The organism is Nocardioides turkmenicus (assembly GCF_011045035.1).
Taxonomy (GTDB): domain Bacteria; phylum Actinomycetota; class Actinomycetes; order Propionibacteriales; family Nocardioidaceae; genus Nocardioides; species Nocardioides turkmenicus.
Map to the genome: position 1 here is coordinate 330,692 of NZ_JAALAA010000002.1, position 23,348 is coordinate 354,039.

A 23,348-nucleotide genomic window follows, 5' to 3' on the forward strand; every position below is an offset into this window, starting at 1 on the left:
ATGTCCAGCGTAGGGTCTGGCCCGTGACCGCTTGGGACGAATGGGAGCCGTACGCAGCCGTGCTGCTCGCCGGGGGACGCAGCTCCCGGCTCGACGGGATCGACAAGTCCGGGATCGAGCTCGGCGGCCGCACGATGCTGGCCTGGGCACTGGATGCCGTCGTCGATGCGATGGAGGTCGTCGTCGTGGGCGACCCGGTGCACACCGAGCGTCCGGTCACCTTCGTCCGCGAGGACCCGCGCTTCGGCGGTCCGGTCGCCGCCCTGCTGACCGGCGTCGACGCGCTCCTGACCCCGCGTGCGTACGTCGGGGTGATCGCCGTCGACATGCCCTTCCTGCGCCCACGGACGCTGTCGCGGCTCCGCGAGGCCGCGTTCGGCCGCGACGGCGCCGTGCTCGTCGGGCCCGACGAGCGTCGGCAGCTGGCGATGGTGCTGTCCACCGAGCGGCTCGCCGAGGTACGCCCCGACCACGAGGGCCAGCACGGGATGCCGCTGCGCAAGCTGCTGGCCGACCTGGATCTCGTCGAGGTCCCCTCGGAGGGCGACGAGCACCGCGACATCGACACCTGGACGGACCTGAAGTCGCTCTGAGGAATCGCCGCGGCGGCCCTCGCGCGAGCTGTAACACGCTGTTACACCGACTATCCGGTCGTTCAGAACGACCGGATAGTCCTACGAACGACGTGTTACACGACGCCGGGTGCGCGAACTCTCGGCTGCCGCAGGCCCCTAGTGTTGGGGGCATGCGAGCCGTCGTAGCCGAGCAGCCCGGAGGGCCCGAGGTCCTCACCGTCACCGACCGCCCCGACCCGGAGCCGGCACCCGGCGAGGTCGTGATCGACGTCGCCGCCGCGGGGCTCAACCGGGCCGACCTGCTGCAGCGGCAGGGGTTCTACCCGCCGCCGAAGGGCGCGAGCGACATCATCGGGATGGAGTGCAGCGGCGTCATCTCCGCGGTCGGCGAGGGCGTCGAGGGCTGGCAGGAGGGCGACGAGGTGTGCGCGCTCCTGGCCGGCGGCGGCTACGCGACCAAGGTGGCGGTCCCGGCCGGCCAGGTGATGCCGGTGCCCGCAGGCGTCGACCTGGTCACCGCGGCGGCGCTCCCCGAGGTCACCACCACCGTCTGGTCCAACGTGTTCATGGTCGGCGGGCTGACCCCGGACGAGACGTTCCTTGTCCACGGCGGCGCCGGTGGGATCGGCACGATGGCGATCCAGCTCGCCAACCAGATCGGTGCCCGGGTGATCGCCACGGTCGGCTCGGCCGAGAAGGCCGATCTGGCAAAGGAGCTCGGCGCCGAGGTGGCCATCAACTACAAGGACCAGGACTTCGTCGAGGTCGCGAAGGTCTACGGCGGCGCCGACGTCATCCTCGACAACATGGGCGCGAAATACCTCGCTCGCAACATCGACGCCCTCAACCCCGAGGGCCGGCTGGTCATCATCGGCATGCAGGGCGGCACCAAGGCCGAGCTCGACATCAACGCCCTGCTCCGCAAGCGCGCCGCGGTGATCGCGACCAACCTCCGTGGACGCCCGGTGGAGCAGAAGACGACGATCTGCGCCGCGGTCGTCGAGCGCATCTGGCCGATGGTCGAGGCGGGTGAGGTGAAGGCGGTCGTGCAGGACGTACTTCCGCTGGAGGAGGCCGCCGAGGCGCACCGGTTGATGGAGTCCGGCACGCACACCGGCAAGATCCTGCTGTCCACCGCGGCCCCCACCGCCGGCTAGGTAGGGTTGAGCGCATGACGCAGGAGCAGACCGGGGAAGTCGTGGTCATCGGACCCGACGGGCAGCCGATCGCGGTGCCCGCCGACGTACTCAAGGACGCCACCACGCAGGAGGCCGGTGAGGACGAGGAGCGGGACGTGACCGACCTCGTCGAGCAGCCCGCGAAGGTGATGCGGATCGGCTCGATGATCCGCCAGCTGCTCGAGGAGGTGAAGGCCGCCCCGCTCGACGAGGCCTCCCGCAACCGGCTCCGCGAGATCCACCAGGCGTCGATAAAGGAGCTCGAGTCGGGGCTCGCCCCCGAGCTTGTCGAGGAGCTGGAGCGCCTCTCGCTGCCCTTCACCGAGCAGCAGACCCCGTCCGAGGGCGAGCTGCGGATCGCCCAGGCCCAGCTGGTCGGCTGGCTCGAGGGTCTCTTCCACGGCATCCAGACCGCCATCTACGCTCAGCAGGTCGCCGCCCGCGCCCAGTTCGAGCAGATCCGCAAGGGTCTGCCGCCGGGCGTGAGCCTCTCCGCCGAGGGCCAGCCCGCCCCCGGTCAGGGTGGACCGCAGCAGCGGGGCGGCCAGGACGATCACCGCGACTCCTCGGGCGGTCTCTACCTCTGAGGACGCCGTAGAACTGCGCGTGACGTTACCGATACGTGGATCTTCTGTAGCTTCAAAGTGGTGAAAAGTCGCGTCATGACCCTTTCATGGCCCCGTTCCTCTCACGTGAAGGCCGCCGGACAACGGATGGCCAGCGCCGAACGCCGAGAAGAGGAACACCATGGCTACCACCACGATCACCGCACGTCACCGCAGTGACCTGACCGCCGTCGAGTCGATCCGCAACAACGTCCTCGACGCCGTCCGCAGCCTCCGCAAGAACGAGCCGACCGAGCACAAGCACCGCGGCGGCATGCCGCCGGCCGTCGGAACCACGATGTTCGGCGTCGCCGCCGTGGCCGCCACCGGCATCGTCGCGCTCGGCATCGTTCGCTGACCATGCGCCTTCATCTACGGTCCGTCGTCCACAGCCTGATGCTGTGGGTGGACGCCCTGGGCCTACTGAGGGGGAGGGCCAGGGCGCGGTCGGGGGGCCGCTCCACGGACTGAGTGTCGTCGCCCGAGCCGATCGGGGGTTCGCGCTCGTGCGACGACACACACCAGAGATCTCGTCATACCGGGGGATATCGACCAGATCTCACCAGACCGCAGCCGACCATTCATGGGGGATGGTCGGCTGCGGCGCATCTGCGTCCGGCATCAAGCCGCCGGGCCGTCAGGCCGGGACCGTCGACTCCTCCACCCAGCCGCCGTCAGCAGGGTCAGCGGGCGCGGAGGCGGCGGACTCGCGACGTACGTCGGCGTCCTTCCACAGATCGAGGAGCACCGCCGGCCAGATCTCCTCGTCGGTCGACGCGAGCTCCTCGCGGGTCCACCAGCGGGGGGCGGCCATGGTGAGCTGCTCCTCCTCCGTGTGGCCCGCGGTGGAGACCTCGAAGGCCGGCACCCAGCACGCGAAGAAGAAGTCCTCCTGGTCGATGACCACGTCGCTGTAGCCGTGCACCACGGTCCGCCGCATCGTCGGCCCGACCAGATCGGCCTCGGTGATCCGCAGGCCGGTCTCCTCCTCGACCTCGCGCACCGCCGCCGCCACCTCGCTCTCGCCCTCGTCGATACCGCCGCCGGGGGTGATCCACCACCGCAGACCCGGGATCCCCGGGTCGGAGTCGGCGAAGAGCAGGATCCGGTCGCGGTCGTCGATCAGGAGTACGCGCGCGGTGCTCCGGCTACGGCGCGGCCGCTCCTGTGGCGGGACCGGGACGAAGGTGCGCGGGGAGTCTTCCTCGGGGGCCATGGCCCCATCCTCCACGTCACCCACGCGGCGCGTACATGATCACGCCCATCCCGGCCAGGCACAGCGCCGCTCCGGCGATGTCCCACCGGTCGGGCCGGTAGCCGTCCATCGCCATCCCCCAGGCGATCGAGCCGACGACGAAGACCCCGCCGTACGCCGCCAGGATCCGCCCGAAGTGGGCGTCGGGCTGCAGCGTGGCGACGACGCCGTAGAGGCCGAGCGCGATGAATCCGGCGCCCACCCAGAGCCAGCCACGATGCTCCCGCAGTCCCTGCCAGACCAGCCAGGCGCCGCCGATCTCGGCGACCGCCGCCAGCGCGAAGAGTAGGAGGGAGCGGAGGATCAAAAGCCCTCGCCGATCAGGTGGGCACCACCCAGCGGGTCGTTGTTCCAGGAGATCGTCGTCCAGCCCTCCTCGGGGCTGCCCTCGACGACCGCGAGACCGGTGTTGCGGATCCGGTTGTCGTCGCCGAATGCGGGCGACCGGGTGGTGCGCAACCCGGTCCACATCCGGATCGCGGCGCCGTGGGAGACGATCGCGACGGTGTCGTCGGGCTCGTGCTGCTTGACGACGGCCTGCACCGCGGCGTCGAAACGCGCCAGGAACTCGTGGCCCGCCTCACCGCCGGGGACCGGGGTCTCCAGCGTGCCGGCGATCCAGTCGGCCAGCGCCTCGAGATAGGCCGTCACCGACTCCTTGTCGGTGGCCATCTCCAGGTCGCCCGCGTTGATCTCCTCGAACCCCTCCTGCACCACGACCGACAACCCGATCCGGTCGGCGAGCGGCTGAGCGGTCAGCTGCGTACGCACCAGGCGGGAGGCGTACAGCCCCGCGATCCTCTCGCCCGCCAGCGCATCAGGAACCGCTGCTGCCTGGGACTGTCCGAGCTCGGTCAACCCGGCCCCGGGGAAGGCAGTGTCGAGCGCCCCGGAGACGTTGCTCGGGGTCTGGCCGTGTCTGATCAGCAGAAGTCTCATATGCCGGTAAGGGTACGGGACCAACCCTCGCCGAGACGGCGGTTACGACGACCGAGAAGTCGCTCGCGTCGACCCAGGCGTCACGGACTACGCTGAATCCGGACGAACTACTTCCGGGAGCCGCCACGATGGGACATGACGAGAGCCCGACCGCTCGGGCGCTGCTCACCCTCGAGCTGTTGCAGTCCTCCCCCGGCATCACCGCCGAGCGGCTGGGCGAGAGGCTCCGGGTCACCGAGCGCGCGGCCCGTCGCTACGTCGCGATCCTGCGCGAGGCGGGCATCCCGGTGGAGTCCGAGCGTGGGCCCTACGGCGGCTATCGCCTGGGCCGCGGGATGCGTACGCCGCTCATCTTCACCACAGCCGAGGCCCTCGGTCTGGTGATGGCCCTGCTCGACGGCCACCACGACATCGCCGACGCCACCGGACCGGTCGGCAGCGCCGTCGGCAAGATCGGCCGGGTGCTGCCCGAGTCGCTGGCCCAGACGGTGGCCGCGGTGCGGCGTACGATCTCGGCCGTCCCGGACCAGAGCGCCGTCAAGCCCGACCCGGACATCACCACCAGCCTGGTCCAGGCCTGCGACTCCCGGCGGCGGAGCACCATCGCCTACACGACCGAGAACGGCAACGAGCGCAAGATGGTCGTCGACCCGTGGGCGGTCGTCGTGCGCCACGCGCGCTGGTACCTGCTCTGCTGGTCGCACACCGCCGACGCGCGCCGGGTGCTCCGGGTCGACCGGATGAGCGCGGTCGACATCGAGGAGACCACCTTCGTACGTCCCGAGATCGACCCCGTCACCGAGGTCGAGGAACACCTCGGCGAGGGCTGGGCCTATGCCGTCGAGGTCGTCTTCGAGGCTCCGCTCGCGCAGGTCGACCGCTATCTTCCGCGCGTCCTGGGCCGCCTCGAACCCATCGACGAGACCAGCTGTCGTCTCGTCGGGAGCACCAACAGCCCAGGCTGGTATGCCCAAGAGCTCGCCCGCCAGGACGTCCCGTTCCACGTCGCCGAAGGGGACGAGGTACGCCGCTGCGTGGCCGACCTGGGCCAGCGACTGATCGAGGCCGCGAAGCCCCGCTGAGCTGCGCTGACCACGCTGGTCGAGCCGCGAGCGCCAGCGAGCGTGTCGAGACCAGCGGGGTTCAGGACAGCTTCGCGGGGAGGTGGGAGTAGCCGCGGAGGATGCGGGTGGGGTGGCGCTCGCGGCCGTCGAGGAGCTTCAGGTCGGGGAAGCGCTCGAAGAGGAGCCGGAGGCCGACCTCACCCTCCATCCGGGCTAGTGCCGCACCGAGGCAGAAGTGGCGGCCGCTGGAGAAGGAGATGTGGTCGCGGGCGTTCTCCCGGGTCACGTCGAAGACGTGCGGGTCGGTGAACACGGCCGGGTCGCGGTTGGCGGCCGCGAGGATGGTGTTGATGATCGTGCCGCGCGAGATCGGCTCGCCGGCGATCACAGAGTCCCGGCGCGCGACCCGGCCGGTCAGCAGCACCGGCGGATCGAGCCGGAGCACCTCGTCGGCGGCGTTGGCCCACAGCTCGGGCCGCTCGCGCAGGATGTCGAGCTGGTCGGGGTTGTCGTGGAGCAGCGCGATCCCGTTGCCGATCAGGTTCACGGTGGTCTCGAACCCGGCCGCGAAGACCAGGCCGGCGATCGCGCGCAGCTCGGGCTCACTGAGCCGGTCACCGTCCTCACGCACCGCGACGAGCTGGCTCAGCAGGTCGTCACCGGGATGGGCGGCGATGTGGTCGAGATGTCCGCGCAGCCAGGTGTCGAACTCCTCCAGCGCCGCCTCCATCCCGCGGAAAGTGCCCCAGTCGAGCCCGATGTCGAGGCTCAGCGCGGCGCCCTTGCCCATCTCGAGCATGCGCTCCCGGAGCTCGACCGGCACCCCGAGCACCTCGGAGATGACGGTGATCGGCAGCAGTCCGCAGTAGCGCGGGACCAGGTCGACCTCGGAGGACCCCGACCTCTCCAGGTCGTCGAGAAGCTCGCGGGCGATCTCCTCGGTGCGGCCGCGCAGCCGCTCCACGGCCTTGACCGTGAACACGCGCGTGACGAGCTTGCGGTAGCGGGTGTGGGCCGGCGGCTCGGTCGCGAGCAGCGACGGCGGCTGGATCGGGTTGAACACGTCGCTGGCCGCCCAGGTGCCGGCCTTCGCCATCCAGCCGCCGCCCGCGTCGGGCGCGAAGAAGCCGGTCACGAAGTCGGGGCTGGTCAGCACCTCACGGATGACCGACTGGTCGGTCGCCACCATGCTGAACGCGCCCCGATAGAGCGGTCCCTGCGCGCGCACCTCCTCGAAGAGGTCCGCCAGGTCGAAGGTGTGCGACCCCGGTCCGCTGAGGATCAGGTCGCCCTGGAGATCGCCCTTCTTCGCGGACCGTGTGATGACCGTACGCGGCAACCCGTGCCCCAGCACCCACCGCACGCCCTGCTTGGCGGTCCGCTCCACCCTGTGGAGCGTCCGGCCGGCGATCTTGGGAGCGCTGACCGACGGCGAGATCTTGAGCATGCGAAACCTCCGAGGCGCAGGAACACGTTCCTGTGCAGCGTACGCCGGACGGAAGTCCCACACATCCGACCGTGGTAGCAATGTCGGCCCGGGCCGGTCAGCGCCGTTGGAACTCGCGCTCGCCCTTGGGCCAGGAGTGGGTGTAGCCGGTGACCTTCGGGGCGCCGTCGACCCGCACGCTCCACTCCGCGTGCCCGGAGGCGACCGGCTTGACCACGACGAGCTGGTTGGGCTCGGTGATCGTGACCGTACGCGTGAACCGCTCCGGCGCACCCCACGGATCCATCGCGATCGTGGCCGTCACCGGCAGCCGGCTGGCATCGATCCGCAGCCCGATGGCCTCGGTCATCGCGATCGCCTTCACCGACAGCGTCCTGGTCGGCTCGGGTGCCGGCTTCTTCGTCGGCTTGGGCGTCGGTTTGGGCGTCGGGGTCGGCGTCGGCTCGACGCGCACCGAGGACGCGGTCGCGCTCGGCGAAGGTGATGCCGACGGCGGCTCGATGATGTCGTCGCTGGCCCCGGCGGTCGGCTCCGACTGCTGGCCCTGCGGCTTCGTCTCGGAGGAGTCGGAGCCGTTCACGACGCCGCGGAGGATCTGGTAGATCAGGATCAGCAGGAGTACGCAGGCGACGACCAGCACCACCTTGCCGCGGCGGGTCATCCGCGACCGTCGGTACGGGCCCGGTTCCATGTGGTGCAGCGGCACGAGCGGTCCCGCCGAGCGCTCGGGGGCCGGCTCGGCGACGGCCTCGGGTTCAGGCTCCGGCTCTGGCTCCGGATCAGGCAACTGAGCCGGCGCGGGTGGCGGCATGGGCGCCGGCTCGGGTTCTGGCACCGGCTCCGGTTCCAGCTCCGGTTCCGGCTCGGGCGCCAGATCAGGCGCCGGATCAGGCGCCGGTTCGGGCTCCGGCTCGGGCGCAGGCGCCGGCACAGCCAGGATCGGCGGGACGTACGGCTCGGGCTCTGGTTCGGGCTCCGGCTCGACCTCGGCCTGGACGACCACAGGCGCGATCGCGGTGGGGAGCCAGGCGGCGCCGGGGACGTCGTCGGGCGATCCGTAGCTCCCGAAGACCTCGAGGGTCTCGACGTCGGTGACCTGCCCGTCGGGATGGACGACCATCCGGACCCGGGCCTCGTCGTCGGTGGCGACGACCTGGACGGGCTTGCGGCTCGGCCCGGCGAGCTGCTCGCGTACGGCACGGATGCCCGCCTGATGCGGGTCCTCGCCCCAGGGACGATCCACCACCAGGCCGTTGAGCGTCGTGACCCCGCGGGTGACGGAGAGGATGGCGGTCTGCTTCCGGGCCATCAGCGGCCTCCGGAAGGGTCGGTGCACACGTGTGGGGGTCCTCGTCGTGGGGGAAGCGGGCAAGGGCTCGGAAAGTTTGTCGTTCAACCCTTATCGGGGCAACTCACACGCGCAAGCCCTACCCACGATTTACCGTCTTGTCAGGCTGCCTCGTCAGGCGAGCTCGCGGACCCTGTCCTCGAGGAAGTCGTCGAGCATGTCCACGGCGACCTCGTTCGCGGCCTGGATCTTCTCCTGGCTGACCCCGCAGATCCGCAGGCACGAGGACGCGATCGCCCATGCCTCCGGGCACGAGATCCTCCGGACGTCGCCCTCGGTCATCATCTCGGTGCGCATCCTGATGACGCCCTCGACCTGCTGGATGAGCATGTTGCCGAGCTGCTTCAGGCTGACGCCCTCGAGCACCTTCTCCGAGGCCACCTTGCTGGCGAGATCGGCGTAGGCGCGGGCCAGCTCCTCGTGTTCCTTGCGGAACTCGGTGTAGACCTCGCCATTGGTCACATCGGGCAGCATGTAGAGCATTCCGACGTTGTGCGGCACATCCGCAAGCGTGCGTACGTCGACGAGGACCAACAGATAAAGAGCGGTCTCATAATCGAGCGGCGGCACCTGGTTGAGGATCTTCTCGACCTTGTCCGTGGTCGGCCGGACCGACTTACGGAGCAGCTCGACGAGGATCTCGTCCTTGCCTGCGAAATGGTAGTAAAGAGATGCCTGACGGATGCCGACATGATCGGCGATCTCGCGGGTGGACGTCGCCGCGAAGCCTTGGGACACGAAGAGTCGCGCAGCGGCATCGAGGATCTGTTCACGTGGTGAGGCAGTACCCGAATCAGGCACATGCCTGGGGCGGCCGGGCCGAGAACGCCTAGTTGTCATGTACGCCATCTAAGCGGCCTCCCGAGTTTCGGGGAAGATTCGAAAGAGTCTTCTTCCCCTAAGGAATAGAGTCGAAAGTCCCACGGGAGGGTTGAATTCCCTGTCAACAAAGTGTAAGGCGTGACGAACCATCAGGCATGGCACAGCATCCTCCCGGGGCGATAATGCTGGCGGATTCTGCCCAGTGTGACGGTGATTCTGCGCAGTGAACAGGGTCGTGTGCCATCAGGAGGAATGACCCCGGTCCCGTAACCGATATCAACGGCGAACGTTAAAGGCCCTGCTCAGACCGGTAACGGCGCCAACCTCCGTGCGACGAGATGTCCGCAGCCCCTTCGATCGCCAACGGCTCGACGAGGAAACCAGACACCGACGAGCCGTCCTCCAGGGTCACCTTTCCGATCACCATCGGAGCAGGTACGCCACCCACGAACGCCCCGAAACCCGCAGCCGGGACGCGCCAGAGCTCTCCCTCGATCCGCACCCCGGCCCCGGGACCACCCACCCGGACCAGGCCTGGTTTGGGCGGCACCGTGTCCAGCGCGAACAGCCGGTAGTCGGCCGAGGTGGAGGTCCGGCGCAGCAGCGTCGCGCCGGCCTCGACGAGCTGGTGGTTGAGCGGCATGCCCGACAGGTGGGCGCCGACGACGAAGAGGTCGACGGCTGGGCTGAGCAGCACCTGACCCAGCGCCGCCAGGGTGCGGTCGCTTCCCGCAGCGCCGGTCAGCATCACCCCGAAGGGCAGTCCACCGACCTGGCCGGCCGGGACCGCGAGCGAGGCCATGTCGAGCAGGTTCGCGAAGTTCGTGTATCGGCCCAGGCGCGCGTTGGCACCGATCGGATCCGCGGCCACCTCGGTCAGCGTGGGATGCCCGGTCGTCGTCGGCGTGAGCAGCGCCGCGCACCCCGCGAGGGCCGCCCGCCCCTCGGCCCCGAGCCGAGCCAGGTGGGCGACGTCGCGCGCCCAGTCGGCCGCGCTGGGCTTCGCCCCGGCGAGGACGATCCCGGCGACCGTCGGGTCCAGGTCGGTCCCGATGAGGTCCCGGTGTGCTTCGAGGTGGGAGCCGACCGCGGCGTACCTCTCGGCGACGAAGGCGCCCTCGTAGAGCAGCCTGGCGGCCTCGAGCAGCGGCGAGATGTCGGTCTCGACGACCTCGACACCGGCGGAGGCCAGGCGCGCGACCACGGCCCGGAACGCGTCGGCCCAGCCCGGGGCGAGCCCGTCGAGCTGCTCGCCGGTCGGCACCGCCACCCGCGGCGCCGGCGGCGGTCCGGCATCCGCCGGCAACGTACGCGACAAGGGGTCCGACGGGTCCGGGCCGGCCATCAGCTCCGCCGCCGCCCGCGCGGACCCGAGGTCTCGGGCGAAGACGGTGACGCAGTCGAGCGTGTAGCAGGCGGGCACGACGCCGGTGACCGGAACCAGCCCACGGGACGGCTTCACCCCGACGATGCCGTTGAGCGCCGCGGGCACCCGTCCGGAGCCCGCGGTGTCGGTCCCGAGCGCGAGATCGACCAGACCGAGGGCCACCGCGACCGCCGAGCCCGACGAGGAACCGCCCGAGATCCGAGTCGGGTCCCAGGCGTTGCGGACCGCCCCGTACGGGCTGCGGGTGCCGACCAGCCCGGTCGCGAACTGGTCGAGGTTCGTCTTGCCCACGACCAGCGCCCCGGCGGCACGCAGCCGGGCGACAGCCGTGGCGTCGACGGACGGCGAGTAGGCGTAGGACGGGGCTCCGGCGGTCGTCGGCAGGCCGCGGACGTCGATGTTGTCCTTGACCGCGACCAGACGCCCGGCCAGCGGCAACACCTCACCACCGGCCACCTTCGCATCGATCGCGGCGGCCTCCTCGAGCAGGTCCTCACGGGTACGCAGCGAGATCCAGATCTCGGGCCGGTCCGAGGCCTCGATCCGATCGAGGGCCTCGGCGGCGCGGGCGACCGCGCCACCGGGCAGCGAAGGGATCAAGACGCGGTCCCGTCGAGCGGCCGGACCGCGGCGATGACCTGCCCCGGGACGATCTGCTCCCCCGGCTTCACGTAGATCTCGGCCACCTCGCCGGCGACCGGCACCGGGACGCTCGCCTCCATCTTCATCGCCTCGACGACCATCAGCGGATCGTCCTGTGCCAGCCGCGCCCCGCGGCTCGCGACGACCTTCCAGACCGTCGAGGTGAACGGCGCGGTCACCTCCACGCAGCCGTCGGGCACATCGACCTCCGACGGGTCGCCCCGCGTCTCGAGGCGGTCGCAGATGTCGAACTCGCCGGCCGCCTTCCAGCGCTCGCGCTCCTCGTCGAAGGCAGCGGACTGCTGATCGCGGAAGGCCGCGATCGAGTCCGCGTTCGCGGCCAGGAAGCGCTCGTACCCCTTGATCGAGAAGGTGCCCTCCTCGGTCTCGAACTCACCGCGCCCGGCGTCGACCTCCGCGCGCAGCTCGAGGAGCTCGTCGGCGGAGACCGGGTACCACTCGATCCGGTCGAAGAACCGCAGCGCCCACGGGTCGTCGTGGAAGAGACCGCCGACCGTCGTGGACCGCCGAAAACGGTTGAACACCTGCGTCGTCCGACCGACCAGCTGGTAGCCGCCCGGCCCCTCCATCCCGTAGATGCACATGTACGCGCCGCCGATGCCGACGGAGTTCTCAGCCGTCCAGGTGCGCGCCGGGTTGTACTTCGTCGTCACCAGCCGGTGCCGCGGGTCCAGCGGCGTCGCCACCGGCGCCCCGAGATAGACGTCCCCCAGCCCGAGGACCAGGTACGACGCGTCGAAGACGGTCCGGTGGACCTCCTCGACCGAGGCGAGCCCGTTGATCCGGCGGATGAACTCGATGTTCCACGGCGCCCACGGGGCGTCGTCGCGTACGCCGGCGGTGTAGCGCTCGATCGCCTCGCGCGTCGCCGGGTCGTCCCAGGACAGCGGCAGCCGCACCCGCCGCGAGGGCACGGTCAGCTCCGAGCTGGCCGGCAGGTCCTCCTCCAGCTCCCGCAGCAGCCCGGCGACCTGGCCGGCGCGCAGGACCGAGGAGTCGGTGTGCACCTGCAGCGACCGGATCCCCGGCGTGACGTCGATGATGCCCGCGGGCGCGTGCTCGGCCAGAGCCGACTGCAGCGCGTGCACCCGCATCCGGAGACCCAGGTCGAGCGTCATCGGCCCGTACTCCACCAGCACGGAGTTGTCGCCGCTGCGCCGATAGGTGACCTCGGGCCGCGCCGGCGTCCGGGGCAGCCGGCCCAGGATCCCGTCGTCGCCGTCGCCGCCCGAGCCGTGGGTCACCGTCAGTGAAGAACGGTGGTTGACCAGACCGGCGGCCTTGCTCTCCCGCACCGGCACGAATCGAACTGCGTCGCCCGGACGCAGTTGCCCGATCTTCCACAGCTCGCCGCTGGCGACGACCGCCGGGCAGACGAAGCCACCCAGCGACGGCCCGTCCGGCCCCAGGATGATCGGGGTGTCCCCGGTGAAGTCGAGCGACCCGACGGTGTAGGGCGTGTCATGGATGTTCGAGGGATGCAGCCCGGCCTCGCCGCCATCGGCACGGGCCCAGGTCGGCTTCGGCCCGATGAGGCGTACGCCGGTCCGAGCCGAGTTGTGGTGCACCCGATAGCGTGCCGAGTAGAGCTGGTCCAGGTCCTCGCGCGTGAAGAACTCCGGGGCGCCGTGAGGGCCCTCGGTGACGCCGATCTCCCAGGTGTTGGTCAGCGCCGGCCGCCGCGACTCCGGCGTCGCCGACGGCTGCGCCTGCGGGTCCACCGCGGTGCCCGGGCGGAGCACGTCACCGCGCTGCAGCGTACGTCCGGCGTGCCCGCCGAACCCGCCGAGCGTGAACGTCGAGGCGCTGCCCAGATACTCCGGTACGTCCAGGCCACCCCGGACCGCGATGTAGGTGCGCAGCCCCGGTCCGTCGGTGCGGCCCAGCGTCAACGTCGCCCCCGCGGGAAGCTCGATCGGCTCCCACTGCGGGGCAGGGACGCCGTCGACGCTGACCGGCATGGGGGCACCGGTCACGCAGACGACGGCGGGATCGGAGAAGACCAGCGTCGGCCCCCCGGCCGTCGTCCTGCCGGTCGCCAGCGGCACGGTGACCTCCAGCCCGGGAGCCCCTCGGTGGTTGCCGACGGCCAGGTTGGCCTCGGCGAAGGAGACCGGGTCGAACGGACCCGACGGAGGCACGCCGACCTGCCAGTAGCCCACCCGGCCGGGCAGGTCCTGCACGGTGGTGAGCACACCCGGGTCGAGGACGTCGATGCGTGGATCCGGGTCGCCCCCGCTGCCGTCCTTGGTGCGTTCGGCGAGGGTCGAGGTCGAGTGCGTGGCCGAGCGGACCTCGGCGTACGTCGTCATCGCGCGCAGCGCCGAGACGTTCGTGACGATCCCGTCGATCCGGGTCTGCGCGAGCGCCTCGCCCAGCCGGTCGAGCGCCTCGTCACGGGTCGTTCCGGTGGCGATCACCTTGGCGAGCAGCGGGTCGTAGTGGGGCGAGACCTCCAGCCCGGTCTCGATCCACGAGTCCACCCGGACCGTGTCGGACGGCTCCGGAAGGACCGCGCGCGTGACCAGGCCGGACGACGGCATCGAGTCCTTGGCCGGGTCCTCGGCGTAGACGCGTGCCTCGACGGCGTACGCCTGGGGCGAGGGGCACTTGCGGAAGAGCTCGTCCGGCAGGGCGGTGACCCCGTCGCGGGCCAGCCGCAGCATGAGCGCGACGATGTCGATGCCCATCACCTGCTCGGTGACCGCGTGCTCGACCTGGAGGCGGGTGTTCATCTCCAGGAAGGAGATCTGCTCGCGGCGCGGGTCGTAGACGAACTCCACGGTGCCGGCCGAGCGGTAGGAGACCGTCTTGGCGAGCTGGCGCGCGGAGTCGTGCAGAACGGTGCGTACGTGCTCGGGAAGAGCAGGCGCGGGCGCCTCCTCGATCACCTTCTGGTTGCGGCGCTGCAGCGAGCAGTCGCGGTCGCCGAGCACGGCGACCTGTCCCTCCCCGTCGCCGAAGATCTGCACCTCGACGTGGCGGGCGGGGCGCACCAGGTGCTCCAGGAAGACCCCGGCGGTGCCGAAGCTGGTCTGCGCGAGCCGGGCGACCCGCTCGAACGCGACCCTCACGTCCGCCTCCGAGCTGCACGCGGTCATCCCGATGCCGCCACCGCCGCCGGTCGCCTTGACCATCACCGGCAGCCCGATCCGGGCGGCCTCGGCGGCCGCCTCGTCCGGGCCGGAGAGCAGCCCCGACCCGGCCAGCATCGGCACCCCGGCGTTCTCGGCGAGCCGACGGGCCGAGTGCTTCTCGCCGAAGGCGCTGATCTGGTCGGGCGTCGGGCCGACGAACCGGAGCCCGGCCGCCTCCACCTCACGGGCGAAGGCAGCACTCTCGGACAGGAAGCCGTAGCCGGGATGGAGCAGCCCCGCGCCGGTGCGCAGGGCCGCCTCGATGATCAGGTCACCGCGGAGATAGGAGTCCCGTGCGGGCGCGGAGCCCAGACAGACGGCCTCGTCGGCCTCCCGCACGTGTGGTGCCGCCCGGTCGGCCTCGGAGAAGACCGCGACCGTACGCATCCCGAGCTCGCGCGCGGTGCGCATCACCCGGCGGGCGATCTCCCCTCGGTTGGCGACCAGGACGGTGTCGAACGACGGACCACCACCCGTCATGCGTCGGCCTCGTAGTCGACATCCGGCTCGGACACGATCATCCGCAGGGGCGTCGGGTTGAAGTCGTTGCAGGGGTTGTTCATCTGCGGGCAGTTGGAGATCAGGACGAGCGTGTCGATCTCGGCACGCAGTGCGACCCGCTTCCCGGGCGCCGACATGCCGTCGACGATGCCGAGCGCGCCGTCCTCCTCGACCGGCACGTTCATGAACCAGTTGATGTTGGAGACGATGTCGCGCATGCCGAGGCCGTGCTTGGCGCCCTCGGTCAGGAAGTTCTCCCGGCAGCCGTGGTGGTACATCACGTGGTGCCCGTAGCGCAGCGTGTTGGACTCACGCGAGCAGGCGCCGCCGATGGTGTCCTGGCGGTCGATCTCGTTCTCGATCACGGTCATCAGCGCACGGCCGTGGTTGCTGCGCAGCACGGTCCCGGTGCGGATGTAGGCGTTGTCCTGCCAGGCGAGCGTGTCCGGCGCGCTGTAGCGCTCGTCGGTGTCGTGCGCGTTGTAGAGCAGGCAGTCACCCGACTGGTTGCCGCCGACATCGACGATGGTCAGCACCTGACCGGCACGTACGACACCCGACCACGACGCCCGCGGGGCGACCTGCTCGTCCAGCACGACGGCACCCGGCACCAACGGACCACCCCACTCCAGTGGGCTGCCATCGGCGTACGACGCCCCGACCGGGACGCTGGAGACCAGCTGCCCGTCGGGCGTGAGGTAGGTGGTCACAGGAACAGGAACAGTCGTCACAGGCCTCATCACCGGGTTGTTGATCGTGGTAGTCACAGCCCCCGAGCCTCCGCATAGTCGAGTGTGTTCAGGTACGCCCGGCGCACCTCGGGAGCGGCGTCGAAACGCTCGTCCGCCTGGGTGGTCGGGTTGGTCTCCGGCGTACGCCAGGCGTGCACGCGCAGCGGCCCGACGATGTACTCCGGACGTGGGTCCCGCGGATGCGGGACGTTGGCGATCAGCACGATCAGGGGCAGCTCGGCCACGAGCTCGACCGACGTCCCCGCCCCTGAGGAGCCGACCCAGTCGAAGCTTCCGTCCTCCGCGACCCGGACTCCCTGGAAGAACGAGACCGAGGGCGGTACGTCCGCCGGCCCGAGCCCGTGCTTGGCGGCCGCCTTCACGAAGAGGTCACGGCCGGCCGGCGCGGGGCCCTCGGGCAGCGCGGTGCCGTAGCGCAGCGCGTTCCAGGCGGCCGTGCTGGTCCCGCAGAAGGCGTCGTGGCGGCCCGAGGTGTCGCCGACGATCGTGGCGAGCACGCGTCCGTCGCCGGAGAGCAGCGGGTGGCCGGTGCCGAGGTAGGCCTGCCACGGGATCTTCTGGGTGTCGGCGACGTTGAGACGTTCGGTCGGCTCGAGCGCGTTGTAGACGAGGGTGTGGGCGCAGGCCTCACCGGTCGGGTCCTCGAGCCGGAAGCGCGTGCCCCGGGCGAGGACCTTGTGGGTGTAGCTGCCGGGCGCGACCGTCTCGGCCCAGGTCAGGCTCGCGGCGTCGACGTCCTCCGGACAGAACGGGCTCGTCGACGCCGGTAGGTACGGCATCCAGTCGCTGACCTGCCCCCCTTGCGCGCGAGCATCTGCCCGTGCGTTCAGCACCGTGTCCGTGCTGTGGTCTGCAGCTGGCGCCACCCGGGTCCTCCTTGAAGCATGATTAACCTGTCGACTGACAGGTAAGCATGTACGTCAAGGGCGTCGGGGGCAAACCATGACTGTTGGAAACCTGAGTCCGAAATGTGGGGTCGGAGACGGCGAGATTCTTCCCTGTCGGTCGATCGATTCTTACCGTTTTCGGCGGGAACTGGCTAGGGGGCAAGGACCATTTACTGCCGAATTCACGCGTGCGGTGCCGCCTGATGGAGCGTTCTTTCCAGAAGCGACGCCCGCCGGTCAGGCGCTGAACCTGTCAAAAGACAGGTAACAGGGTAGGTGTGATCTCGGACACCGATCCGATGGCGATCCGGAACCGTGCCGAGGAGCGGACCGAATGGCCGGAGGATCCCCGATTCGGCTGACATCGACCACGAGGAGTGGGACCCTGACCCGGGCCGCGCGGGTCGCGCGGGTCGCTCCAGACGCCGGCCGGTGGCCGGCGATCCGTCAGCCGCCGCTCAACGCGACGATCTCTTCGAGCCCCACGGCACCACATTGCCGGAGACGAACGTCCGCGATTCGGACCCGTCACGCTGGATCGGGAGCCCGATCATGCCGACGAGCTCTCCCAGATCGCTGATCGTCGGCCCACTCCACTCGGGATCCAGGTCGAACGCCGCGCCCGCGTCGGTCGCTTCCACCTGCTCGACCTCGTCGAGCGCCCGAGCCCCGAACCGCACCGCTCGCATCCCGACCGCCTCGGCTCCGCTCAGCTCACGGTCGGCGCCGTCTCCGACGTAGACGCACTCGCCGGTCCGCACCTTCAGTGCCGCCGCGGCGACGAGGTAGGCGCCCGAGTCGGGTTTGCGTACGCCGGTCTGGCAGGAGAACGAGACCGCGTCCAGGTGGTCCGCGAGCGGGCTCTGCGGCCAGATCGCGGCCGTCTCGGCCCCGCAGTCGGCGACGAGGCCGAGCTTGAACCCGCGTTTGCGCAGCGACTTCAGCGCCGGCAGCGCCCAGGTCGCCGCATGCAGGGAGAGCAGGTAGTTCGTCCGCCGCGCGATCGCGCTCTCCACCTGCGACTCGGTGGGCGACCCGCCGACCCGTCTGGCCAGGTAGCGCACGGTGTGGTGCACATCGGCCATCAGGCCGCGTACGCGTTCGTCGAAGGTCTCCTCGACCGCGGCCGCGAACGCACCCGGATCGACACCGAGATCGGCGCCCATCCCTCGGGACACCGCGGCGTGCTCGGCAGGATGACCACTCGGGACGAGGGTGTCCTGCAGGTCGAAGAGGACCGCACGCACCCCGGCCTCGTCCATGGCCTCAGCGTAGCCAGGTTCGAATCTTTGCTGAAGAACTTCGAAGAATCCGTAAGGGTTACGTCGACCAGCGGTTTCCGGTCAGCAGCAGTCGCAGCCCTCATCGGTGCGACCCTCGACGACGAGCGCCTCAGCCGGCGAGCAGCACACCTCGCCTCGCCAGGCCTTCACGCCTTCCCCGACCGCGACGGCGGCGATGGTCAGGGCCGCGATGGAATCTGCCCACCACCATCCGAGCAGGCTGTTCAGCAGCAGCCCGAGCAGGAGCGCGGCCGACATGTAGGTGCACAGGAGCGTCTGCTTCGAGTCGGCGACGGCGGGGCGCGACCCGAGCTCGGTGCCCGTACGCCGCTGCACCCACGAGGCCAGCGGCATGACCAGCAGGCTCAGCACGGCGAGGCCGATACCGACGCCCGAGTGGTCCGCCGCCTGGCGCGTCAACAGGGCGGTCATCGCGTCGAAGCTCACGAAGGCGGCGAGGGCGAAGAACGAGCAGGCGATCACTCGCAGCGCCGCCAGCTCGCGCCGCTCGTGGTCGCGACCAGTGAACTGCCAGGCGACCGCGACCGCGGAGGCCACCTCGATCACCGAGTCGAGCCCGAATCCCACCAGCGCGGCGGACCCTGCTCCCACGCCGGTGACGAGGGCGACGACGGCCTCGATCACGTTGTACGCGATGGTGAAGGCCACCAACAGCCGCACGCGGCGTACGAGAACCGCTCTCCGCCCGGCGGTGGGACCGGCGAGGACGAGCTGCGCGGGCCGCCCCATGCTCACCACGTCACCTCGAGGCACTGCGGCGTCGGCGCGGTCTCGGTCTGCAGGGTCGCGTGCTCGATGCGGTGCTCCGTCGCGAGCATCCGCTGCGCACGGGCGAGGACGTCCTGCGAGTCGGCGTCCTCGGCGAGCTCGAGGTGGGCGGTGGCGACGTTCATCCCGGAGGTCAGGGTCCACACGTGCAGGTCGTGGACGTCCTCGACGCCGGGGATCGACGTCAGGTCGGCCACGACGGCATCCATCTGCAGGCCATCCGGGATCTCCTGCCCCAGCACGGCCAGGACCTCGCGGCCCAGCACGACGGCCCGGACCGCCACGAAGAGCCCGATGGCCACCGCGACACCGGTGTCCCACAGCGGCTCGCCGGTGAGCGCGACGATCACGCCCGCCACGATCACGCCGACACTGCCCGCGGCGTCGGCGACGACCTCGAAGTATGCACCCTTCACGTTGAGCGACTCGGCGGCGCCGGCCCTCAGCAGCAGCATCGAGACGACGTTGACCACCAGCCCGACCGCACCGACCACCAGCATCGCGCCGGTCCGCACCTCGGTCTCGGCACCGATCCGCCCGATGGCCTCCACCACGACGTACGCCGCCACCCCGAGCATGATCAGCACCGTCAGCCCCGAGGCGAAGACCTCGGCGCGATAGGAGCCGTAGGTGCGCCGGCCCGTGGTGTCGGGCCGTGCCGCGATCCTGGTCGCGAGCAGGGCCGCGCCGAGCGCGACGACGTCCGCGCTCATGTGCCCGGCGTCGGAGAGCAGCGCGAGCGAGCCCGACCACACCCCGGCGACCAGCTCGACGACCAGATAGCCCGCGACCAGCACGAAGGTGAGCGCGAGCCGCGACCGGTACCTGCCGCCGGCGTGACCGGCGGCGCCGTGCCCGTGGCCGTGTCCGTGTCCCATCAGCAGCAACCCAGCTCGTCGGCGTCGCCGCAGGCCGCCTTGTCGGTGATCAGGACCAGCCCGTGGAGATCGGCCAGAGCGTGGGCCACACGCTGGTCGACCAGCTCGTAGCGCGTACGCCGCCCCTCGGGCACGGCCACCACGAGACCGCAGCCGCGCAGGCAGGCCAGGTGGTTCGACACGGCCTGGCGGGTCGCCCCGAGCGAGTCCGCCAGCTCGGCCGGGTACGCAGCACCTTCGCGCAGTCGCATCAGGATCCGGGCGCGGGTGGCGTCGGAGAGCGCGTGGCCGAAGCGCGCGAGCGCGTCCAGCGAAGCCGTCGTCGTGGTGACCATGGGCAGAACAGTACAGCGAATCCTGAATTCAGCAATACCTGTACTCATGGCGGTGAGGTGACCCAGGCCACGTCCGCACCGGCTGGGAACCACCTCGGCTGGTGGGCTAGGCTCGAGGCACCGAAGGGGAGTAGTCCTCAACAGTCGCGTCGACACACTGGCCTCTGCGCCCGGCGCGATCGGCCACGACGTGGCGGACGAGACCTTCGACCAAGCACCCGTATCAACACGACGGTGCTGGTCGAAGGACGCTGCACCCTCATGGGATTCCTCCGGCCGGCTCCGGAGAGGAACCCCCTGTGTACGCCTTCCTGCTGTCGACCGCCGTCATCTTCGTCGCCGAGCTCGGCGACAAGAGCCAGCTCATGGCGATGACCTTCGCCACCCGCTACCGCGCTCGGGACGTGATCCTCGGGATCACCGCGGCCACTGCGATCGTCCACCTCGCCTCGGTCGCCATCGGGGCGCTCATCGGGGACGCCTTCGCCGAGCACCAGCACTACATCACCATCGTCGCCGGGCTCGCCTTTCTGGTCTTCGCGGCCTGGACCCTGCGCGGCGACGAGCTCACCGAGGACGAGGCCAAGAAGGCGCGCAACAGCCGGGGCATGGCGATCGTCGCCGTCGGCATCGCGTTCTTCCTGGCCGAGCTCGGCGACAAGACGATGCTCGCGACGATCACCCTGGCCACCCAGGAGGGCTGGCTCGGCACCTGGATCGGCTCCACCCTCGGGATGGTCGCCGCCGACGCCCTCGCCATCGGCGTCGGCGCTCTGCTGGGCCGCAACCTTCCCGAGAAGGTGATCAAGTACGGCGCTGCCGCGCTGTTCGCGATCTTCGGGATCGTTCTCGTCCTGGACGGGGTCGTGCAGCTCTGATCCCGCCGCGCGGTCACGAGCGGTCGAGCGCCTCGACCCGGCGGTTCAGGTAGCGCTGCTCCGGCACGCTCTGGGTCAGGCGCGCCGCCAGCACGTAGTGGTCCCGGGCCGTCGCAAGGTCGCCGGACTGCTCGAGCAGGTGCGCCAGCACGGCATGAGCCCGGTGGTGCCGCTGCATCGCCGGGTGCTCCAGCAGGTCGCGCACGATCTCGATCCCGTGCTCGGGGCCGAGGCTCATCGCCACGGCGACCGCGCGGTTGAGCGTGACCGCGGGCGAGGGTGCGACCTGGGCGAGCATCCCGTAGAGCAGGTTGATCTGGAGCCAGTCGGTGGCCTCGTACGACTCCGCCTCGGCGTGGACCGCGGCGATCGCGGCCTGCAGCTGGTAGCGGCCTACCGGCCCCTCCGGGAGCACCTCCTCCAGCAGCGCGACGCCCTCGCGGATCAGCTCGCGGTCCCACTGCGAGCGGTCCTGGTCCTTGAGCGGGATCAGGTCGCCTAGGTGGTCGACGCGCCCGCACGAGCGCGCCTGGGTCAGCAGCATGAGCGCGAGCAGACCGGTGGCCTCGTCGTGCTCCGGCAGGATGCCGCGCACCATCCGGGTCAGCCGGATCGCCTCCTCGGTGAGCTCGATCCCCTGCAGGTCCGGGCCGCTGGTGCGGGTGTGGCCCTCGTTGAAGATCAGGTGGCAGACGTCGAGCACGCAGGCGATCCGCTCGGGCAGCTCGTCCGGGGCCGGAGAGCAGAACACCTCGTCCTTCAGCGTCGCCCGCGCCCGGCTGAGCCGCTGTCCCATGGTCGCCTCCGGAACCAGGTACGCAGCGGCGATCTCCGCCGTCGTCAGCCCGCCCACGCACCGCAGCGTGATCGCGACCTGGGACGGCCGGCGCAGCGCGGGATGGGCGCACATCATCATCACCCGCAGGGTGTCGTCGTACGCCGAGCCGATCTCGGGAGCTGCCGGATCGGGGTCGTCGAGCCGCCGGGCCATCCCGTCGGCGAGCTCACGCCGGGTCCGGGCCGAGTCCGCTCGGAGCTGGTCGATCAGCCGCCGGTGGGCCACCCGGATCAGCCAGGCCCGCGGGTCGGCGGGCAGCCCGTCGCTGGACCAGCGCCGGCTGGCCGCGATCAGCGCCTCCTGGGCGGCGTCCTCGCAGTCGGGAAGATCGGGATGGACCCGGAGCAGGGCGCCGAGGACATGGGCGGACTCCTGCCGCCACACGTCCTCGACTCCCGTCACCGTCATGTCAGTAGGTTGCCACCGGCCGGAGCTCGACCGTCTCACCGGGGCCACTGAAGCTGCGTACGACCTCTTCGGCTCGCTCCTGGGACTCGACGTCGATCAGGAAGAAGCCGGCCAGATGCTCCTTCGCCTCGGAGTAGGGGCCGTCGGTGACGACCGGCTCGCCGGCGTCCCAGCGGTAGAGCTTCGCCGAGGCCGGATCAGCGAGCGCCTGCCCGCCGAGGAGCTCGCCGTTGGCCGAGAGCTCCTCCAGGATCCCCTCGAAGGCGGCGTTGAGCTTCTCCCTGGCCTGCTGCGGCAGCGACTGGAACTCGGGGACGAAGTCACCCGTCGGGTGACCCCACGGCTGCGGGTTGGAGTGGATCAGGATGACGTACTTCATGACTCTTCCCTTTCGTAGGCGCCTTCCGTAGGCGTGCTTACGGGGGATACGTCGTAGCCGGTCGGCGTAGTTCTACATGGTCCCAGAAATCGGGCTCGGAAACTTCCGTGCCGCGGAGTGGGTCTCCTCGGCGGAACCCTCTGCAGCGGCCGCCACCGATGTGGAAGGGTGACCGCTTGTGAATCCGGGAGCGTTCGAAGCAGTCGACGAACGCCTGGTCTCCACCCTCGACGATCTGCTCGACCAGCAGTCGCTGGCTCCCGGCATCGTCGTCAACGCTCTCTTCAACCGGCTGGTGACCGCCGTGCTGAGCGTGCCCGAGTCGGCCGCCGACTCCGTGCTGGCCGGCTTGCCACCATCGCGTTCGCCTGAGCTCTTCCGCGCGGTGGCGTCGGCCGGCGAGCACGCCCTCGAGCAGGCGTGGGCCGACCGGATCGCACGCTCCCCCGACCCCGCGGCGGCGTTTGCCCAGTTCCCCTATCGGGAGAACTACCGGCTCCTCGTGGAGATGGAGCTGCAGGCCGTACGCCGCCAGGGCCTCACGCCGCGACACGTCCTGCTCCTCGGCTCGGGGCCGTTGCCGCTGACCGCGCTCTGCCTGGCCGAGCAGGGCATCGCCGTGCACTGCGTCGACCACGACGCCGAGGCGATCCGGCTCTCCTCCGCCGCGTTCGGGCGCCTCGGTGCCGTCGGGGTGACCTTCGAGCACGCCGAGGCCGCGGCCGCCAACCCACCGCATCCCGTCGACGTCGTGCTCCTCGCCGGCCTGGTCGGGGCCGACGACGCCGCCAAGGCCGACGTGCTCGGCAAGGCGGTCACCCACCTCGCCCCGGACGGCCTCGTCCTGGCGCGGAGCGCCCGGGGGCTGCGTACGCTGCTCTATCCGCGGGTCGGCCCCGAGGCGCTCGCCGGCCTGACCGTCCTCGCCGAGGCCAATCCCGAGGTCGACGCCCCCGGGACCGACGTGATCAACAGCGCCATCCTGGCCAGACCTGTCTGA

At 70.6% G+C, this 23,348-nt stretch carries 23 protein-coding genes; 7 read left to right on the plus strand and 16 right to left on the minus strand.

What is annotated here, in order from left to right:
* The first annotated feature begins 23 nt into the window (after window positions 1-23).
* From mobA to G5C66_RS03780, 4 genes are all read left to right on the plus strand, one after another.
* Window positions 24-593, plus strand: a complete 570-nt coding sequence (gene mobA / locus G5C66_RS03765; RefSeq protein ID WP_165109604.1) for an NTP transferase domain-containing protein — start codon at window positions 24-26, stop codon at window positions 591-593.
* Between the two features lie 152 nt (window positions 594-745).
* Complete coding sequence (locus G5C66_RS03770) at window positions 746-1,732, plus strand: NAD(P)H-quinone oxidoreductase (RefSeq protein ID WP_165109605.1); 987 nt, start codon at window positions 746-748, stop codon at window positions 1,730-1,732.
* A 14-nt stretch (window positions 1,733-1,746) separates the two neighbouring features.
* The gene (locus G5C66_RS03775) at window positions 1,747-2,340 is read left to right on the plus strand and encodes a bacterial proteasome activator family protein (RefSeq protein WP_165109606.1); all 594 of its coding nucleotides are present in this window, start codon (window positions 1,747-1,749) and stop codon (window positions 2,338-2,340) included.
* Between the two features lie 160 nt (window positions 2,341-2,500).
* Complete coding sequence (locus tag G5C66_RS03780; RefSeq protein ID WP_165109607.1) at window positions 2,501-2,716, plus strand: hypothetical protein; 216 nt, start codon at window positions 2,501-2,503, stop codon at window positions 2,714-2,716.
* 279 nt (window positions 2,717-2,995) lie between these two features.
* On the opposite strand, the gene G5C66_RS03785 is transcribed toward G5C66_RS03780, so the two are convergent.
* Genes G5C66_RS03785 through G5C66_RS03795 form a run of 3 tightly spaced genes read right to left on the minus strand, consistent with a single transcriptional unit; the run spans window position 2,996 to window position 4,552 of the window.
* Entirely contained in the window at window positions 2,996-3,574 is a 579-nt protein-coding gene (locus G5C66_RS03785) for an NUDIX hydrolase (RefSeq protein WP_165109608.1), read from the minus strand.
* A 16-nt stretch (window positions 3,575-3,590) separates the two neighbouring features.
* Window positions 3,591-3,920, minus strand: coding sequence for a YnfA family protein (locus G5C66_RS03790; protein WP_165109609.1), 330 nt, complete (start codon window positions 3,918-3,920; stop codon window positions 3,591-3,593).
* On the minus strand, window positions 3,917-4,552 hold the full coding sequence (locus G5C66_RS03795; protein ID WP_165109610.1) for a histidine phosphatase family protein: 636 nt from the start codon (window positions 4,550-4,552) through the stop codon (window positions 3,917-3,919). The genes G5C66_RS03790 and G5C66_RS03795 overlap by 4 nt, the downstream gene beginning before the upstream one ends.
* Window positions 4,553-4,680: 128 nt before the next feature.
* Between G5C66_RS03795 and G5C66_RS03800 the strand changes: the two genes are divergently transcribed.
* Window positions 4,681-5,634 carry a helix-turn-helix transcriptional regulator gene (locus G5C66_RS03800; RefSeq protein ID WP_165109611.1) on the plus strand — a complete coding sequence of 318 codons (954 nt, stop codon included), beginning with the start codon at window positions 4,681-4,683 and terminating at the stop codon, window positions 5,632-5,634.
* Window positions 5,635-5,695: 61 nt separating this feature from the next.
* Here G5C66_RS03800 and G5C66_RS03805 read toward each other — a convergent pair whose 3' ends face one another.
* The 11 genes from G5C66_RS03805 to G5C66_RS03855 all read right to left on the minus strand — a co-directional run bounded on the left by G5C66_RS03805 (window position 5,696) and on the right by G5C66_RS03855 (window position 19,845).
* Complete coding sequence (locus G5C66_RS03805; protein WP_206443675.1) at window positions 5,696-7,063, minus strand: cytochrome P450; 1,368 nt, start codon at window positions 7,061-7,063, stop codon at window positions 5,696-5,698.
* A gap of 97 nt (window positions 7,064-7,160) precedes the next feature.
* Entirely contained in the window at window positions 7,161-8,372 is a 1,212-nt protein-coding gene (locus G5C66_RS25545; protein WP_206443676.1) for a hypothetical protein, read from the minus strand.
* 153 nt (window positions 8,373-8,525) lie between these two features.
* Entirely contained in the window at window positions 8,526-9,260 is a 735-nt protein-coding gene (locus tag G5C66_RS03815) for a TetR/AcrR family transcriptional regulator (RefSeq protein ID WP_206443677.1), read from the minus strand.
* Window positions 9,261-9,522: 262 nt separating this feature from the next.
* Window positions 9,523-11,220, minus strand: coding sequence for an allophanate hydrolase (atzF, locus tag G5C66_RS03820; protein ID WP_206443678.1), 1,698 nt, complete (start codon window positions 11,218-11,220; stop codon window positions 9,523-9,525).
* Complete coding sequence (gene uca, locus G5C66_RS03825) at window positions 11,217-14,900, minus strand: urea carboxylase (protein ID WP_165109613.1); 3,684 nt, start codon at window positions 14,898-14,900, stop codon at window positions 11,217-11,219. Before uca ends, atzF begins: the two co-directional genes overlap by 4 nt.
* Window positions 14,897-15,631 (minus strand): urea amidolyase associated protein UAAP2, encoded by a 735-nt coding sequence (locus G5C66_RS03830; RefSeq protein WP_338144058.1) that lies wholly within the window; start codon window positions 15,629-15,631, stop codon window positions 14,897-14,899. Before G5C66_RS03830 ends, uca begins: the two co-directional genes overlap by 4 nt.
* A 53-nt stretch (window positions 15,632-15,684) precedes the next feature.
* Window positions 15,685-16,452 carry an urea amidolyase associated protein UAAP1 gene (locus G5C66_RS03835; protein ID WP_241248179.1) on the minus strand — a complete coding sequence of 256 codons (768 nt, stop codon included), beginning with the start codon at window positions 16,450-16,452 and terminating at the stop codon, window positions 15,685-15,687.
* A gap of 566 nt (window positions 16,453-17,018) precedes the next feature.
* The gene (locus G5C66_RS03840) at window positions 17,019-17,822 is read right to left on the minus strand and encodes an HAD family hydrolase (RefSeq protein WP_165109615.1); all 804 of its coding nucleotides are present in this window, start codon (window positions 17,820-17,822) and stop codon (window positions 17,019-17,021) included.
* An 81-nt stretch (window positions 17,823-17,903) separates the two neighbouring features.
* Complete coding sequence (locus G5C66_RS03845) at window positions 17,904-18,593, minus strand: cation efflux transmembrane domain-containing protein (RefSeq protein ID WP_165109660.1); 690 nt, start codon at window positions 18,591-18,593, stop codon at window positions 17,904-17,906.
* Window positions 18,594-18,595: 2 nt separating this feature from the next.
* A complete protein-coding gene (locus G5C66_RS03850) occupies window positions 18,596-19,510 on the minus strand; it encodes a cation diffusion facilitator family transporter (RefSeq protein WP_165109616.1) in 915 nt (304 codons plus the stop codon).
* Complete coding sequence (locus G5C66_RS03855) at window positions 19,510-19,845, minus strand: ArsR/SmtB family transcription factor (RefSeq protein ID WP_165109617.1); 336 nt, start codon at window positions 19,843-19,845, stop codon at window positions 19,510-19,512. Before G5C66_RS03855 ends, G5C66_RS03850 begins: the two co-directional genes overlap by 1 nt.
* 299 nt (window positions 19,846-20,144) lie before the next feature.
* Here G5C66_RS03855 and G5C66_RS03860 point away from each other — a divergent pair, with 299 nt between their 5' ends.
* Entirely contained in the window at window positions 20,145-20,723 is a 579-nt protein-coding gene (locus G5C66_RS03860; protein WP_165109618.1) for a TMEM165/GDT1 family protein, read from the plus strand.
* A gap of 13 nt (window positions 20,724-20,736) precedes the next feature.
* On the opposite strand, the gene G5C66_RS03865 is transcribed toward G5C66_RS03860, so the two are convergent.
* Together G5C66_RS03865 and G5C66_RS03870 are read right to left on the minus strand one after the other, a co-directional pair.
* Window positions 20,737-21,969, minus strand: coding sequence for an RNA polymerase sigma factor (locus tag G5C66_RS03865; RefSeq protein WP_165109619.1), 1,233 nt, complete (start codon window positions 21,967-21,969; stop codon window positions 20,737-20,739).
* 1 nt (window position 21,970) lies between these two features.
* On the minus strand, window positions 21,971-22,348 hold the full coding sequence (locus G5C66_RS03870) for a YciI family protein (protein WP_165109620.1): 378 nt from the start codon (window positions 22,346-22,348) through the stop codon (window positions 21,971-21,973).
* A 178-nt stretch (window positions 22,349-22,526) separates the two neighbouring features.
* On the opposite strand from G5C66_RS03870, the gene G5C66_RS03875 reads away from it, so the two are divergent.
* Window positions 22,527-23,348 carry a nicotianamine synthase family protein gene (locus G5C66_RS03875; RefSeq protein WP_165109621.1) on the plus strand — a complete coding sequence of 274 codons (822 nt, stop codon included), beginning with the start codon at window positions 22,527-22,529 and terminating at the stop codon, window positions 23,346-23,348.